The organism is Winogradskyella sp. (assembly GCF_025210595.1).
Lineage (GTDB): Bacteria > Bacteroidota > Bacteroidia > Flavobacteriales > Flavobacteriaceae > Winogradskyella.
In genome coordinates this window covers 1-16728 of sequence record NZ_JAOARH010000119.1, presented here as the reverse complement: position 1 = coordinate 16728, position 16728 = coordinate 1, and the positions used below count along the sequence as shown (strand labels likewise).

Annotated in this window: 14 protein-coding genes; 10 read left to right on the top strand and 4 right to left on the bottom strand. The window is 31.0% G+C overall.

Annotated features, from left to right (window positions below):
• The 3 genes from N4A42_RS12280 to N4A42_RS14560 all read left to right on the top strand — a co-directional run.
• On the top strand, positions 1–336 hold a 336-nt coding region (locus tag N4A42_RS12280), incomplete at its 5' end, for a PAS domain-containing protein (RefSeq protein WP_294074421.1).
• 10 nt (positions 337–346) lie between these two features.
• Positions 347–925: a cytochrome c oxidase subunit 3 gene (locus tag N4A42_RS12275; RefSeq protein WP_294074420.1), complete on the top strand. Its 579-nt coding sequence runs from the start codon at positions 347–349 to the stop codon at positions 923–925.
• Position 926: 1 nt separating this feature from the next.
• Positions 927–1157, top strand: coding sequence for a cytochrome C oxidase subunit IV family protein (locus tag N4A42_RS14560; RefSeq protein WP_367172514.1), 231 nt, complete (start codon positions 927–929; stop codon positions 1155–1157).
• A 140-nt stretch (positions 1158–1297) separates the two neighbouring features.
• On the opposite strand, the gene N4A42_RS12270 is transcribed toward N4A42_RS14560, so the two are convergent.
• Positions 1298–3394 (bottom strand): TonB-dependent receptor, encoded by a 2097-nt coding sequence (locus N4A42_RS12270; RefSeq protein WP_294074419.1) that lies wholly within the window; start codon positions 3392–3394, stop codon positions 1298–1300.
• Positions 3395–3600: 206 nt separating this feature from the next.
• On the bottom strand, positions 3601–3978 hold the full coding sequence (locus tag N4A42_RS12265) for a hypothetical protein (protein WP_294074417.1): 378 nt from the start codon (positions 3976–3978) through the stop codon (positions 3601–3603).
• A 709-nt stretch (positions 3979–4687) separates the two neighbouring features.
• Between N4A42_RS12265 and N4A42_RS12260 the strand changes: the two genes are divergently transcribed.
• The 5 genes from N4A42_RS12260 to N4A42_RS12240 all read left to right on the top strand — a co-directional run bounded on the left by N4A42_RS12260 (position 4688) and on the right by N4A42_RS12240 (position 11415).
• Positions 4688–5146, top strand: coding sequence for a MarR family winged helix-turn-helix transcriptional regulator (locus N4A42_RS12260; protein WP_294074415.1), 459 nt, complete (start codon positions 4688–4690; stop codon positions 5144–5146).
• A gap of 9 nt (positions 5147–5155) precedes the next feature.
• Positions 5156–6274, top strand: coding sequence for an HlyD family efflux transporter periplasmic adaptor subunit (locus N4A42_RS12255; protein WP_294074413.1), 1119 nt, complete (start codon positions 5156–5158; stop codon positions 6272–6274).
• A gap of 11 nt (positions 6275–6285) precedes the next feature.
• Complete coding sequence (locus tag N4A42_RS12250) at positions 6286–9471, top strand: efflux RND transporter permease subunit (protein ID WP_294074410.1); 3186 nt, start codon at positions 6286–6288, stop codon at positions 9469–9471.
• Positions 9458–10777 (top strand): TolC family protein, encoded by a 1320-nt coding sequence (locus N4A42_RS12245; RefSeq protein ID WP_294074408.1) that lies wholly within the window; start codon positions 9458–9460, stop codon positions 10775–10777. Before N4A42_RS12250 ends, N4A42_RS12245 begins: the two co-directional genes overlap by 14 nt.
• A gap of 167 nt (positions 10778–10944) precedes the next feature.
• Positions 10945–11415 (top strand): hypothetical protein, encoded by a 471-nt coding sequence (locus N4A42_RS12240; RefSeq protein ID WP_294074406.1) that lies wholly within the window; start codon positions 10945–10947, stop codon positions 11413–11415.
• Between the two features lie 61 nt (positions 11416–11476).
• On the opposite strand, the gene nadB is transcribed toward N4A42_RS12240, so the two are convergent.
• Together nadB and nadA are read right to left on the bottom strand one after the other, a co-directional pair.
• Entirely contained in the window at positions 11477–13063 is a 1587-nt protein-coding gene (nadB, locus tag N4A42_RS12235) for an L-aspartate oxidase (protein ID WP_294074404.1), read from the bottom strand.
• Between the two features lie 9 nt (positions 13064–13072).
• Positions 13073–14068 carry a quinolinate synthase NadA gene (gene nadA / locus N4A42_RS12230; RefSeq protein ID WP_294074402.1) on the bottom strand — a complete coding sequence of 332 codons (996 nt, stop codon included), beginning with the start codon at positions 14066–14068 and terminating at the stop codon, positions 13073–13075.
• Between the two features lie 305 nt (positions 14069–14373).
• Between nadA and N4A42_RS12225 the strand changes: the two genes are divergently transcribed.
• Together N4A42_RS12225 and N4A42_RS12220 are read left to right on the top strand one after the other, a co-directional pair.
• Positions 14374–15687 carry a TolC family protein gene (locus tag N4A42_RS12225; protein WP_294074400.1) on the top strand — a complete coding sequence of 438 codons (1314 nt, stop codon included), beginning with the start codon at positions 14374–14376 and terminating at the stop codon, positions 15685–15687.
• 1 nt (position 15688) lies between these two features.
• A partial coding sequence (locus N4A42_RS12220) for an efflux RND transporter periplasmic adaptor subunit (RefSeq protein ID WP_294074398.1) occupies positions 15689–16728 on the top strand: 1040 nt, incomplete at its 3' end.

Below are 16728 nucleotides of genomic sequence, written 5' to 3'. Positions count from 1 at the left end.
GATATTACTTATGTAGATGAAAATGATAAAGTGATTTTTTATAATAGAGGAGAAGATCGTGTATTTGCTAGAAGCAAAGGTATTATAGGTAGAGAAGTACGTTTTTGTCATCCACCAAAAAGTGTAGATATGGTATTACGTATTTTAAAAGAATTTAAAGCAGGCACGAAAGATGTTGCTGAGTTTTGGTTCGATTTTAGAGGGCAGATGATACATATTAGATATTTTGCCATAAGAGATAAAGATAAAACTTACAGAGGCGTTATTGAAATGTCTCAAGATGTTACAGACATTAGAGGTTTAAAAGGACAAAAACGTCTTTTAGATTGGGATTAAAACACAAAAAATGGATAAAGCAACCATAAAACAGTCAATGTACTATCCACCAGGAGGTATACTGATGTGGATTATTATTTTCTTAGAGTTAATCACTTTCGGAATGGCGATTATTGCCATGGTATATTATGGTAGGCAAGAACTAGAAATTTTTCACGAGTCTAAGTTACGGTTAAACTTAGCTTATGGAACAATTAATACCATTTTCCTGATAACTAGTGGTTATTTTATGGCATTATCGGTTCATCAAATAAAAAAAGGTGAGCATAAATCGTCATTAAAATTTTTAATATTAACTATTTTGGGTGGCTTATTGTTTCTTGTTCTAAAAAGTGTCGAGTATTACTTTAAGATAGAAGAAGGTTTAACATTAGGTTACAATACCTTTTTTGATTTCTATTGGTTACTAACACTATTTCATGTTATTCATGTATTGGTTGGTTTGGTTATTCTCGGGTTTATCTATTTCGATTTAAAAAAGAAAAAAGAAAATATCAATATAGATGATTTTGAAGCCAGTGCTGCTTTTTGGCACATGTGCGATTTAATATGGTTGTTACTTTTCCCTGTTTTATATTTAATGTTTTAGCATGAAAGTTATAAATATCACATACCTATTTTTGTTAATTTCTATAGCTTTAATGGCTTTGTTTTCAATGCTTGATGCTTCTTATTCTTTTGTTGCCATTTTAGTCATTACTTTTATAAAATTCTTTTTAGTGGCATTTTACTTTATGGAACTAAAAAAAGCGCATCTATTCTGGAAAATTTCTATATTAATCTTTCTTATTGCTTTTTGCTTCTTAGTTTTATGTATTTGAGACTTAATTAATATAAGTTTTTCTAACTTTTCTTTTTTTGCTTTTTCTTTTGAAAAAACTAGAAATAATCAAAAATTAAGTTTTTATGGTTATAACTTGAAAATTGAAATGTAATTTTCAAGTTATAACCATGAGGTGATTTAAAATTTATACTGTAAAAATGCTGAAAAATTTCGTCCAGGTTCTGTTATTGGTACACGACCAAAATTGGCCTGATTTCTAAATGAAAAATTGAGATGGTTGTTGTAATCTTCATCAAAGATGTTTAAAACAGCAATACCTAAAGTAAAATTTTTAATTAACCTTATTCCTAAACGAGCATCTAAGGTTTGATAACCATTAGTGGTTGTTTCTCCAAAACTTTTAGAAACATTAGTTTGCTTAGATACTAAATTGTATTGCAAGTTTGCCCAATAGTTTTCCTTTTTTATTCCTGTAGATAAGCGTGTAGTAAAAGGAGGAGTAAGTGGTAAAGATTCATTTAAATCTTTATTCTTTGCATATACATAGGCAAATTCACTTTTTACAAAATAGTCATTTAGAAAATCTAATTCTGTTTTAATTTCAAAGCCAGTTTTATATGCTTCATTAAGATTGTTAAAAACTTTGGCATGCTGCGGCTGTGCCATTGGCATAAACTTACGATCAATGGTTTCGTCTACAATTGCAACGATATAGTTTTCAAAAAATGAATAGTAAAATGAAGTTTCATATTTAAAAGCGTTAAAACCATTTCTTAAAGGTTGGTGACCTTTAAATCCAATTTCAAATTGATTGTTTACTTCTGCCTTTAAGTTAGGGTTACCTACATATTCGTAAGGATCTTGCCCAACACTAAAGTGATTTATAAAGCGCTCTATCATATTTGCAGATCGTACACCACGACCATATGCTGCTTCTAGTGTAAAGTTATCTGAAACAATTTTCTTTATAGAGATTGTAGTACTTATATTATGTTCGGTACGGTTTTTTAAATCATACATGTCTTCAAAATCAGCTTCAGGATCTTTAATGTCTGAAATGACGTTGTCGTATCTTATACCAGCAGTTAAAATTGTATTTGAACTAATACTATATTTAGCTTCGGTAAAAACTCCTAAGTCATTGATATATGAATCTTGCCAAACTTTGTCTGTAAACAACATTGGTTCTGATAAAGGGTTTCCGTTCATAACCTTAACTAGACGCTCTCTTTTACCATCTCTGGCGATGTTAAGCATATCAATACCAGAAAAAATGTTTAAATTCTTTACAGGTTGCCAATGTAATTCTATTTTACCACCTGTGGTTGTGGCATCTACATTAGATGTTGCTTCTACCATATTAAAAGAAGGCCTTTTTTTGTTTACCATTAGATGATCTACATAACTATAATAAACTTTAGCATTGATAGATTTTATAGTCTTGTTAATATTATCTAGTTTATAATCTAATGAAATAATGCTACTGTTGTCATACTCTGTATCCATAGGTAATGCTGCATGTAAAACATCTCTGCCAAAAGATTGTCGCCAATGAGCTTGTAACCTCTGACTTTCAGAAACATTATAGCCTATCTTAACTCCATAATCTGTGCTTCTAAAAGATGAAGGAATTTCTATATCGTTACCATCTTTGTAATTTCCGAAATCTCTATAACCAGCATTAGCTACAATATCATATTTTTCTTTTATGTATTGCAACTGTGCCATGTTAACAAAAGAGTTGCCATTGCTTTCATAACCTCCAGAAATTTTACCATGCAACCCGTAATCTTCATAATTGGGTTTTTGGGTTACCATGTTAATTACACCACCAAATGTTGCACCATATCTTACTGTGTATGGTCCTTTTATAATTTCAATTTTTGAAATTTCTTCAGGAATAATGTGAGTGGTTATTGGATCCATACGATTTGGGCAAGCATGCATAGCTTTAGTACCTCCGTCATATTGAATGTTAAGCTGTTCGTATTGCGAAGCTCTAAATGATGGGTCAATTGCATAATTGCCTCGTTTTATAGAAGAAAATCCATTAATATTGTTAAATAAATCTGCTACATTTTTTGGTTGTACAATGTTCTCTGTGTATTTATTTGAGAGAACCGTTAGTATTGGGTCTGTTTTTATGTTACCTGTAACAACTACCTCATTTAATTTTGTTGTCTTTTTATTTGTTGTGTCTTTTTTAACTTCTTTTTGAGCAAAAGACATACTTGTAATTAGTACACATAAAAGTGTACCATAAAATATTTTCATTTAAAGTATATTTTGTTTTTATAAAAATTAGTGGTCTAATGCAAACGCTATTTAATTGTATTATCTATTTATGAATATTTATATAGTTTTAAATACAATAGCTAAGCAATTCTTATATGAATTATGACTACAGACGTTACCAAACTGTATTTTTAAGAGTCTACTTATTATATTAAAATAAGTTTGCATTAGTAAAAAAAAAGAAATTATACTTGTGGAGGATGAAACCAATCTATAATATTAAGATATGAATATAGGTTTTGATATGAATTAACTGGCTTTTGTTTGTGCGAAAATTTTAATAATAATTTGTAATCCTTTCCAGGTGAAGTAAATAGTATTAACTCTTTAAAATCAATAATATTTTCAGGGCTTTTTTTTGAGCTATCTTGAGATTGAGCTACTTTCCTTAGCTGACATTTTCCGTTACATTGTAGTTCAGGTTGATCTTTATTTTCGCATAATGCTTCTATAAAACTTAAAGGGTCTAGTTTATAATATGAATAGGTTAATGATGCTCTTAAACTATTAGACAGAATTAGAATTGCTAAAAAAAATGAAATTATATGTATCCCTATTTTCATTTGTTTAAAATAATCAGCTATTAAATTCTAATAGTTCTTTAATAAAAATTAAAGCCTAAATGTACTTTAGTTTGGTATTTTATTGTGTAACAAATGTGACTTTGTAGAATTATCCTCTTACTTAATTTTGAATTTTAATTGAGCATGTGGGTTATGTTCAAATTGAACCTAATTTCTAGGTTTTTTGGTTAGTGTTAAGAAGCACCTTATAATTAAGGTGCTTCTTACTTTTAGTAACCTTTGTTACGATGTATAAGAATTACTCATCTTAATTTTGTAATTAATCATTAGAAATCTCTATATCTTATTAATAGATTATAAATTTTATAGAGCTGTTAAAGAACATTAGATTGAATTATTATAGTGGTGTGAGTTTTAGAAGTTTATAGAAAAGAGTGCCTTTTTTAGGCTCTCTTTTTTATACTCTTTGATTGTTTTAACCTTAATAATTCATATGGTTTATTTATTATCTAGCTATAAGCGGTTTTTTTAACAAATATTTAATTAGTTGCATATGCAACTAATAGTGCCTTTATTATAGTTTTGCATTATTGTGTTTCAATTTACAATAAATAAATGTAGGTTTTGAATATTGTTTTTGTTGTTAATATAGACGTAATATCATGTTTGTCTAGACATTTTGCTAGTTGGTATAAAGTGTTTCTTGAACACAGTAAATTATTTTTCTTTTGTTTAAACTTTTTGTGTTATGAAGTCTAATGATATAGATTTTGAAAATTCTTTGGCACCTTGGATGGGTAAAACTGTAAAAATTACAGAGTATTATTTACATAAAGGTTTTAAAGAAAATGGACTAGACCTTACTAAAGAACAAATGATTGTTCTTAAAAAATTACATGATAATGATGGCATAAACCAAAACGAATTGGCTTTTTTGGTATTAAGAGACAAATCTTCCTTAGCAAGACTACTGAGTAAGATGGAAAAAAAAGGCTATATAAAACGATTACAATGTGAAAATGATAAGAGATGTAACAATGTTTTTTTAACAAACATCGGCAAAGAAATGTTTTCTAAATGTAAACCAATAATTAAAGAACTCATTCAAATTCTTGAGAAGGGTATCACTAAAGAAGAAAAAAAAATAGTAATAAATATTCTTAAAAAAGCACAAAACAATTTCGGTGAACAATCAGAAAAATTATAAGTACTAACCATGAGAAAACTAATCATAATTATTTTAAGCATTCTGTTAATAGTAGGTGCATTTTTTGTTGGAGGAAAAATTGCTAATAGCAAACAAAAAAAGAAACCAAATTTCAATAAAATTGTAAACACTGTTTATACAAAAACAGTAAAGAATAAAGTAGTTCCTGTAGCAATTACTACAAGCGGAAACCTTTCAGCAAAACGTAAAATAGATTTATATGCTGAAGTTCAAGGTGTCTTAAACAAAACAAATAAAGACATAAAAGCTGGAACAAAATTTTCAAAAGGACAAACGATTTTATCCATCAATAGTGATGAGTTTTACGCCAATTTACAAGCACAAAAGAGTACATTTTTTAATAGTTTAACTTCTGTAATGCCAGATATTCAGTTAGATTATCCTGATGCTTATCCAAAGTGGCAAAACTATTTGAACAGTTTAGACATTAATAAGACACTTCCAAAATTACCAGAAACAACATCAGATCAAGAAAAGTTTTTCATTTCGGGAAGAGGCATAAATACTAGCTATTATAATGTAAAGAATTTGGAGGCTAAATTGGTAAAATACCGAATTAGAGCACCATTTTCGGGTGTACTAACCGAAGCTATGGTAACCGAAGGCACTTTAGTACGTTCTGGTCAGAAACTAGGTGAGTTTATTGATACATCTGTATTTGAGTTAGAAGTAAACATCAACGAGGCTTATGCAGATTTATTAAAAGTTGGTAATAAAGTAGATGTAAGTAACATCAATAATACTAAAACTTGGAAGGCAGAAGTAATTAGAATTAATGCCAAAGTAGACCAAACGACACAAACCATTAAAGCATATCTCCAAGTAAAAGGTGACGGATTGCGAGATGGAATGTACTTAAATGCATCACTTCAAACTAAGGAGATTGATAATGCTATTGAAATTTCTAGAAAACTATTGGTAAATGACACAAAAGTTTATGTAGTTAATGATACAGTTTTGAGCTTAAGAGCTATTAAACCAGTTTATTTTACTAATGAAACAGTAGTGATTCAAGGATTAATAAACGGAACAGACATCTTGTCAAAACCAATTCCTGGTGCGCACGATGGTATGTTAGTAAAAAAGCTAATTGACGAAGAGAATTAAGAGTTAGAGTAATGAAAAAAATAATCACTTATTTTATAAAGTATCCAGTTGCTGTAAACATTTGTATTATTGCTTTTATTGTTTTTGGTATCGTTGGTGTTTCTAACTTAAAATCTTCCTTTTTTCCTTTATCAGAATCAGAAACTATAACTATTACTGTGACCTATCCAGGTGCTTCGCCAGAGGAGATGGAAGAGGGTATTGTATTAAAAATTGAAGATAACTTAAAAGGAACAATAGGCGTAGAACGTGTAACGTCAGTATCTCAAGAAAATTTTGCAACTATTACTGTTGAGGTTGAAAAGGGTAAAAACATTGATGTTGTTTTAGCAGATGTTAAAAATGCTGTAGATCGTGTACCATCATTTCCTAGTGGAATGGAGCCAGCTGTTGTAGCAAAGGTAGAAGCTGTAAGACAAACTATTTCTTTTACTGTTAGTGGAGATAATTTACCATTAGTAATCCTAAAGCAATTTGCCAGAGATATAGAAAATGACTTGCGAGGTATAAAAGGTATTTCACAAGTTTCTTTAACAGGTTTTCCTGACGAAGAAATTGATATAGCTGTTAGCGAAACAGATTTAAGAGCCTATAATTTAAGCTTTCAAGAAGTAGCCAATGCTGTCTCTAGTGCTAATATCCTAATATCAGGAGGAAACATAAAAACCTCAGATGAAGATTATTTAATTAGAGCTCGAAACAAAAAATATCAAGGTGTAGAGTTGTTAAGTACAGTTGTAAAAACTGATGCATCAGGAAACATTATTCGCTTAAGTGATGTAGCAACTGTAAAAGATACATGGTCAGAAACACCAGATAGAATTTATTTTAATGGTAATGTAGCACTTAATGTTTCTGTAACAAATACAAACAATGAAGATTTACTAAAATCTGCAAGCGATGTTAATGATTATATAGATAAATTTAATCAAGAGCATAACAATGTACAAATTAATGTTGCAAGTGATCAATCTATTCCATTGATAGAACGTACACAATTGTTAGTAGAAAATGGATTTATAGGAATCTGTTTAGTGTTACTGTTTTTATCATTATTCCTTAATCCAAGATTAGCATTTTGGGTAGCAGCAGGTTTACCAATTTCATTTTTTGGAATGTTTGTGTTTGCTCCAATGATAGGTGTAACTATTAATGTATTATCGCTCTTCGGAATGATTATCGTTATTGGTATTTTGGTAGATGATGGTATTGTAATTGGCGAAAATATTTATAACCATTATGAAAAAGGTAAAAACCCAATTAGAGCAGCAATTGATGGAACAATAGAGGTGATTCCACCAATAGTTTCGGCTATTATTACCACTTTATTAGCCTTTTCAACGTTCTATTTTTTAGATGGAAGAATAGGGAAATTCTTTGGAGAAGTTGCATCAGTCGTAATTTTAACACTCTCAATATCATTAATAGAAGCCTTAATTATTTTGCCTGCTCATATAGCACATTCAAAGGCTTTACAACGCAAAGGAGAAACTAAGCAAAAATCAAAAATTAATCAATTTTTCACTTCAGTAAACCAAAAATCTGAAACATTTTTATTCTACATAAGAGATCATATTTATGCACCATTTTTAAAATTCTTTTTGCGAAATAAAGTATTAGGTTTTGCGATTCCAATAGCATTACTTATCCTAACCATATCTAGTATTCAAGGCGGAGTAATTAGAAGTGATTTCTTTCCAAGAATTGCAAGTGATAGGGTGAGTGTTAATTTAAAAATGCCACAAGGAACCAATGAAAAAATCACTGATTCTATTATTTCTGAAATTGAAAAATCGGTTTGGTTAATAAGTGATGAATACACCAAAAAGCAAACAGGAAACGAAAAAGTAGTTCAGAATGTTATAAAACGAATTGGTCCAGGAACCTCAAATGCATCGCTTACAGTTAATTTATTACCAGGTGAATCTAGAGACTTTTCATCGATGGAAATTACTAATGCCATACGAAACAAAGTAGGAGAGGTTTATGGTATAGAAAGTTTAAGCTTTGGTTCTGGAGGGAGAATAGGAGGAAGTCCTGTTGCTATTTCATTATTAGGAAATAATATAGAAGAACTAAAAGCTGCCAAAGAAGACTTAAAAGCTGCGATGCAAAAAGTACCAAACTTAAAAGATATAGGAGATAATGACCCTAAAGGTATTAAAGAAGTTCAGATCAACTTAAAAGAAAATGCTTATCTATTAGGTTTAACATTGCAATCTGTAATGAGTCAGGTGCGTCATGGTTTTTTTGGTTTTCAGGCACAACGTTTTCAACGTGGACAAGACGAAATAAAAGTTTGGGTTCGTTATAAAAAAGAGGACAGATCATCGATTAAAAACTTAGATGATATGTGGATTAATACACCTTTAGGAAATAAAGTGCCATTTTCAGAAATCGCTACTTATTCTATCAAAAGAGGTCAGGTAGCTATTAATCACTTAGAAGGAAAACGAGAAATTCAAGTCTATTCAGAATTAAAAAATATTGAAGATAGTGCAACAGATGCTGTAGATAACATTAGAGAAAATATTGTTCCAGAAATTTTATCAAAGTATCCAACAGTTTCAGCCTTGTATGAAGGTCAAAACAGAGATGCTTTAAAAACAATGAATTCAGCAAAAGCAACTTTTCCAATTATTCTATTATTAATTTATATCACCATTGCATTTACATTTAGAAGTTACGATCAGCCGTTGCTACTTATGCTTATGATTCCGTTTAGTTTAATTGGAGTAGGTTGGGGACATTATATTCACGGATTTCCTATTAATATCTTATCAGCGCTCGGAATTATTGCTTTAATAGGAATTCTTGTGAATGATGGCTTAGTACTCATTGGAAAATTTAATGGTTATTTAAAAGATGGTTTAAAATACGATCAGGCTTTATATAAAGCAGGACTATCAAGGTTTAGAGCTATATTTTTAACCTCAATAACAACCATTGCAGGATTAATGCCATTGCTATGGGAAACTAGTAGGCAAGCACAGTTTTTAAAACCAATGGCAGTTGCTATTTCTTACGGAATTGGTATTGCTACTGTTTTAACATTAGTAATGCTACCGTTGCTATTATCTCTCGGTAACTCAATTAAAGTATTCTTTAAGTGGTTAAGAACAGGAGAAAAAGTTACCAGAGAAGAAGTAGAAAGAGCCATTATTGAACAAAAATCAGAACACGATGCAGAATTATAAATATATATTCATATTAAGTTTATTTAGCATTTTTAGTAATGCTCAAGAAACCATATTACTAACTAAAAAAGAGGCCATAGCTACCGCTTTAGAGCATAATTATGGTGTTAAAATTGCCAATAATAATGTAGAAGTAGCTAAGAATAATGCAAGTGTATTTAACACCAATCATTTACCAACTTTGAGTACAAGTGCAGGAGCTACATACAGAAATGACAATCAAGATATAGTAAGGCAAGATGGAAATGAAACTAGTGTAAGTGGTGCAGAAACCAAGAGTTATAATGCTTCAGTAAATCTTAACTACACCATTTTTGATGGTTTAGGGAGAAAGTATAATTATAAACAACTTAAAGAGACTTATGGTTTAACAGAACTACAAGCCCGTGAGACCATAGAGAATACATATTTACAAGTTTATGATTTGTATTTTCAAGTTGCTGAATTATATGAAAACACAGAAAATCTAAAGGAAGCGCTAGAGATTTCAAAAACAAGATTAACGAGAGCTAAATATCAGTACAATTATGGTCAAAATACAAAGTTAGAAGTTTTAAATGCTGAAGTTGATGTGAATAATGATAGTATTAGTTTTTTAAACAGTAGACAACAATATACAAATGCTAAAAGAAACCTTAATGTAGCTCTTGGTGTTAATAAAGGTGTTAGTTATGATGTTGAAACAGAAGTTGAGTTTATTGGTTTGTTGAGTTTAGAAGAATTGCTAGCTAAAGCAAAAGATAATAATGTAGTTTTAAAACAAAATGCGTCTAATCTAAAAATAAATGAATATTCTATTATGGCCAATAAATCTGGTTATTTACCAAGTTTAGGATTTACAAGTTCTTATGGTTGGAATAAAAGCATTAACCCATCAACATCATTTTTAGCAGAGTCAACAAATACAGGATTTAATGCAGGATTAAATTTAAGCTGGAATTTATTTGATAGTGGTACTACAAAAACGCGAGTAGCCAATGCAAAAATTGCTTTGGAAAATCAGAAAATTCAAAATGAGCAGCAATTAGTTATCGTAGAAAATACCTTAACTAATACATGGGAAGACTACAATAATAAGTTGTTTATTTATAATGCTCAACAAAGCAATTTAGATACTGCTCAAAATAATTTTAATAGAACACACGAAAAGTACAAATTAGGTCAGGTAACGTCAATAGAGTTTAGACAATCTCAAACCAATTTACTCAATGCGCAAACCGCATTAAATGTAGCAAAATACGATGCAAAGTTGAAAGAGTTGGAACTAATGCAATTGGCTGGTGAAATTTTGAATGCTGATTTTTAGGGTTGTTTTATTTCGGTTATTCTGAAATGTTGAGGATTAAAATATTAGTTTTGGTAACGATGTAACAAATTAATATAATTTGATAAAAAATGTGTCGATACGGAATTAATGCATATAAACCACATTATGCATGTTTTGAATGTAGAAAAACATTTAAAAGAAGATTGATGGTAGATATTGATAGGGATTTTAAGGATTGGGAAAAGCAACCTTATAAATGCCCTGAATGTGGAAGCATTACAGCAAACATGGGTTTAGATTTTGAATCACCCAAGAAGTCTGATTTAAAAGCTTGGAACCATATCAAAGATCTTTATGAAACAGGAATTACATTTCATTCTTGTGGATGTTCCGGACCTGGTTATATTCCAAAAGATAAAAACACATTGATTGATTTTCTAATTGAAAAAAAAGGCGTCTATGTTGAAAGTCTAAGATTTTGGATGACAAGAGTAGAGCCAAAAAATGAAAGTGAAAAGAATAGAGATTGGAATAAAAACAGTCATTTTCTATTCAGCTTACCGAATGAATTTATAACTGGAACTAAAAAAAGAAGAAAAATTGATCTAAAAAAAGCTGTAGAATTTTGGACTGAAAAAGTTAATGATATAGAAACTAAAATAATAAGTCTAAAGTAAAGAAAAGCCTGAATTGATAGCTAGCTTTTTTTGTTTAAATATAGAGTTTTAGTTTATTTTCTTATTCCATTAAATCCAAACTATAAAATCCACCACAATTTTCTTTACGTTTTATTGAAAACTGTGTAATTAAATATGCAGTTGTAATTAAGTTTCTAAGCTCGCATAAATCAGACGATAATTCCGAATGGTCATACAAGCGTTTATTATCCTTGTAAAGTACTTTTAAGCGCCTTTCGGCACGTAGCAATCGCTCATTAGAACGTACAATGCCAACATAATTGGTCATAATGGTTTGTACTTCGGTTTTATCGTGTGTGATTAGAATTTTCTCCATGTTTTTCATCACTCCTGTGTCATTCCAAATAGGTACATTTTTTGGTGCTTTAGTTTTCTGAAGCTTCTTTGAAATGCTTTTAAAAGCTCTATGTGCATAAACGATGCCTTCTAATAAAGAATTGGAAGCTAATCTGTTGCCACCATTTAATCCTGTTCTTGTAACTTCACCACAAGCGTAGAGTTTTTTAATGGATGTTTTAGCATTTTTATTCACATTAACACCTCCACAAATATAATGTGATGCAGGAACTACAGGAATATAATCTTTTTCAACATAGATTCCTAAAGAGACACATTTTTCAGTAATATTAGGAAAATGTGCTTTGAATTTCTTCATATCCAAATGCGTACAATCTAAATAGACATGTGGCGAACCACTTTTCTTTAATTCGTTATCGATAGCTCTGGCAACAATATCGCGAGACGCTAATTCTTCGCGCTTGTCGTAATGATGCATAAACAATTCACCATCAAAAGTTCTCAGTTTAGCACCAAAGCCTCTAACAGCTTCAGAAATTAAAAATGCTGGGTGTTCACCAGGATTATATAAAGCCGTAGGATGAAACTGAATAAACTCCATATCTGCGATTTCAGCTTTAGCTCTATAAGCCATTCCAATACCATCTCCTGTGGCAACAACAGGGTTTGTTGTGGTTGTATAAACTTGTCCATTTCCACCAGAAGCTAGCATGGTATATTTGCTAACAAAAGTGATAACTTTATGTTCTTTTTCATCTAAAACATAAGCTCCGTAGCACGATAATTTAGAATTCCGTTTCGTTTTTTTCTTTTTTACTTGATGCTCAGTAATTAAGTCAATAGCATAATGATGTTCAAAAACATCAATGTTTTTTAGTGTTTTAACTTTACTGATTAACGCACGTTCTATTTCGGCACCAGTAACATCTGTATGGTGTAAAATTCTATGTTGAGAGTGACCACCTTCGCGACCAAGATCGTAATTGCCTTGTTCATTTTTATCAAATTGTGTTCCCCAATCTATAAGTTCTTGTAATCGGTTTGGTGCATCTTCTACAACCATTCTTACCACAGCTTCATCACATAAGCCACCTCCTGCAAGCAATGTATCTTGTACGTGTTGTTCAAAGCTATCAACCGTTTTGTTAAAAACTGTTGCAATGCCACCTTGAGCGTATTTGGTGTTAGATTCGCTGATTTCATCTTTAGTAACAATTGCAATTTTTGAATTGGGAAAAGTACTCGCCATTTTTACTGCAAAAGTCAGTCCTGAAACACCAGAACCTATGACTAATACATCAACTTCAGTTTTAGACTTTTTTAAAACCATAGCATGTCTTTATTTAGAAAGTTCTAGCATTCTGTTGATTGGTACAATAGCTTTTTTTGCCAAATCTTTGTCAACTTCAATGTTTGGTAATTCGTACTTCAAGCACAAGTACAATTTTTTAAGTGAATTCATTTTCATGTAAGCACATTCGCTACAAGCACAAGTGTTATCTTCCTTTGCTGGCGCAGGAATAATTATTTTATCAGGATTTTCTTGTAACATTTCAAATAAAATACCAGCTTCGGTTGCTACAATAAATTTTTTCTTATCGCTATTTTTTACATGATTCAATAAGCCAGAAGTAGAACCAATATATTTGGCAACTTTAAGCATATGAGCTTCAGATTCTGGGTGTGCAATAAGCTCTGCATCTGGATGCTCTTGAAATAAGTCGATTAGCTTTTCCATTGAAAATGCTTCATGAACAATGCAAGATCCATCCCAAAGTAGCATATCTCTTCCTGTTACTTTATTTAGATAAGCGCCAAGATTTCTATCAGGAGCAAAAATGATAGGTTGGTCTTCAGCAAAAGAATCAATAATTTTTCGAGCATTAGAAGATGTACAAACAATATCACTCAAGGCTTTTATTTCAGCCGAACAATTAATGTAAGTCACCACTTTATGATTAGGATGCTGTTTTTTAAATTCTGAAAACTCTTTAGGTGGGCAAGAATCTGCCAAAGAACAACCAGCTAATAAATCTGGTAAAACAACTTTTTTGTTTGGATTAAGAATTTTAGCAGTTTCTGCCATAAAATGTACACCAGCAAACACAATCATATCAGCATCAGTTTTTGCTGCTCTTTGTGCTAAAGCTAAACTATCTCCAACAAAATCAGCTAATTCTTGTATTTCATCAATCTGATAATAATGAGCAAGTAATACAGCATTTTTTTCTTCTTTAAGCCTTTTTATTTCTGCTACATAATCAATATTGGGTGTATCTATTTTTAAATATCCAGTGTCTTTTAAAGTTGCTATAGAGGTTTCGATAGAGGCCATGAATTTAATATGTGTTTATTTCGCAAAATTAATTTCTTTAGTAGCTGAAATAATATGATAAATGTCATCATATCTACGTTACAGCACTTTTTTTTCTGTCCTAATCTTTTAATTAAACATTTTAAAATAATAGTTGCAGCTTAAGCTTAAATAGACAAAATGAAGTATCTATTTTATATATCGATTGAAGTTTTTAATGTTACTATTATGAAGTGCCTTTGTTTATAGGTGTTTGTTGCTTTAGTAACCTTTGTTACGAAGTGTAAGAATTACTCATCTTAATTTTGAATCAAATAAAAATGGACATGAATAAACTTCGATATTTCATAACAATTTGTTTTTTCGGTTTTATATCAGCACATCATGCGCAAGGGGTAAAATCGATTTCAAAACCAGAAGTATTAAGCAAGGTCTCAGAAGCTAATCAAAGTATCAAAATTTCGGTTGAAGCTTTTAATGAAGCCAAAGGAGATTATAAGCAAACCAATGCTGTTTTCTTACCTAATATTTCAGTTTCTCATACGGCAATTGCAACTACAAATCCGCTTATGGCATTTGGCACCAAACTTAATCAAGAAATTGTAACGCAAGCAGATTTTCAGCCAGATCTATTGAATGATCCTAGTCAGATTCAAAATTATGCTACGGTTTTTGAGTTTCAGCAACCCTTAATTAATATGGATGGTTTTTATCAGCGCAAAGCGGCAAAGTATAAAATGGATGCTATGGCTTTGCAAACAGATCGTGTTAAGGATTATGTAAACTTTGAGGTGGAAAATGCTTATATGCAATTGCAGTTAGCTTATAAAGCGGTTTCAGTCTTAGAAAAGGCATTGCAAGCGACTGAGGCAAATTTGCAATTGGCTCAAAATAGTTTTGAGCAAGGCTATTTGCAACGATCAGATGTGTTACTTGTTGAGGTTAGAGTTACTGAAGTGAAGAATCATTTGCAAACAGCAAAAAGCAATGTTAAAAATGCTTCAAACTATTTATCCTTTTTAATGAATGAGCAATCTGATGTAATCTTACAGCCTAAGGATAGCTTAATGCTAGATGCGTCTATGTCAGCATCTTTTGAAAGTGTTACTGAAAATCGTGCAGATATTAAGGCGATGCAATTAGCTTCAAATGCAAGAGAGACTATGTATAAGTCTGATAAAATGAGCTTTCTGCCAACTTTAAATGCTTTTGGAAGCTATCAGATGTATGACGATAATCTATTTCAATTTGGTGCAGATGGTTACTTGATTGGAGCTGAGTTAAAGTGGAATATTCTTCAAGGCACCAAACGATTTGGAAAAGCTAAAAAATCTAAAGCATCTTTTGAGAAATCTAAAATAGAGTATGAGCAATATATGTCTAAAAGTAAGTTGGAGCTCAACAAAACCAAACGCTTACTATCGGATGCTGAAAGTAAATTAGAGCTTACACAATTAGCAGTTGAGCAATCTAAAGAAGCGCTAAGAATTAGAACCAACCGGTTTAAAGAAGGTCTGGAAAAGACAACCGATTTGCTAATTGCCGAAACACAATACGCACAGAAACAATTAGAATATTATCAAACCATTTTTGAATATAACAGCACTAAAGCTTATTTAAAATTTTTAACTACAAACTAAAATGAAGACATTATCTATACATAAAATACTTGCTTTTACATTTATCATTACGTTGATGAGCTGTGGACAAGACCAAAAAGAAGATATAAAAGATAATTCTAAGCCAATAGCAGTAACTGTTGCTAAAGTATCCGCCAATCAAGATAATTCACCATTAGTGGTTAGTGGTTCTATTGAGGCTAAAAACAGTGCTAATCTTAGCACGCGTTTAATGGGTTATGTTGAAAAAATAAACGTTAAGATTGGTGATAAGGTATCTAGAGGTCAGGTTTTAATAGCCATTAACAACAGCGATTTACAGGCTAAAAGAGCACAAGTAAATGCAGGTATTTCTGAAGCTAAGGCAGCTTTTAATATTGCTGAAAAGGATTATAACAGATTTGAAAACTTATTTCAACAAAATAGTGCGTCTCAAAAAGAACTCGATGATATTACAGCACATTACAATATGGCAAAGGCACGTTTAGAGTCTGCACAACAAATGAAAAATGAAATTAATGCGCAGTTTGCATATACTAATGTAAAAGCACCTTTTAGTGGTGTGGTAACCGCAAAATTTATCGATGAAGGTGCTATGGCAAATCCAGGTATGCCTTTATTATCTATAGAGACACCTGGAAGTTTTGAAGTTGTTGCAAGGGTTCCGGAATCAATTATTTCACAAGTTAAAAAAGGTGAAAATGTAAATGTTGTTGTGTCTTCTATTAATTCAGAATTTAAAGGAAAAGTAACCGAAGTGAGTACTTCATCTGCACATTCTGGAGGTCAGTATTTAGTGAAAATCAGTTTAGGTTCTAAGAACGAAAACTTGCGTTCTGGTATGTTTTCTACTGTTCAATTTTCTGCAATTACAACTAAAGGGAGTGATGTTGGAGAGACGATTATGATTCCTAATAAAGCGATAATCACACATGGTCAACTTTCTGGAATTTATACAGTAAGCCAGCAAAACACAGCAGTTTTACGCTGGTTGCGTTTAGGAAAATCTTTTGGTGATAAGGTTGAAGTTCTATCTGGTTTATCAACAGATGAATCTTATAT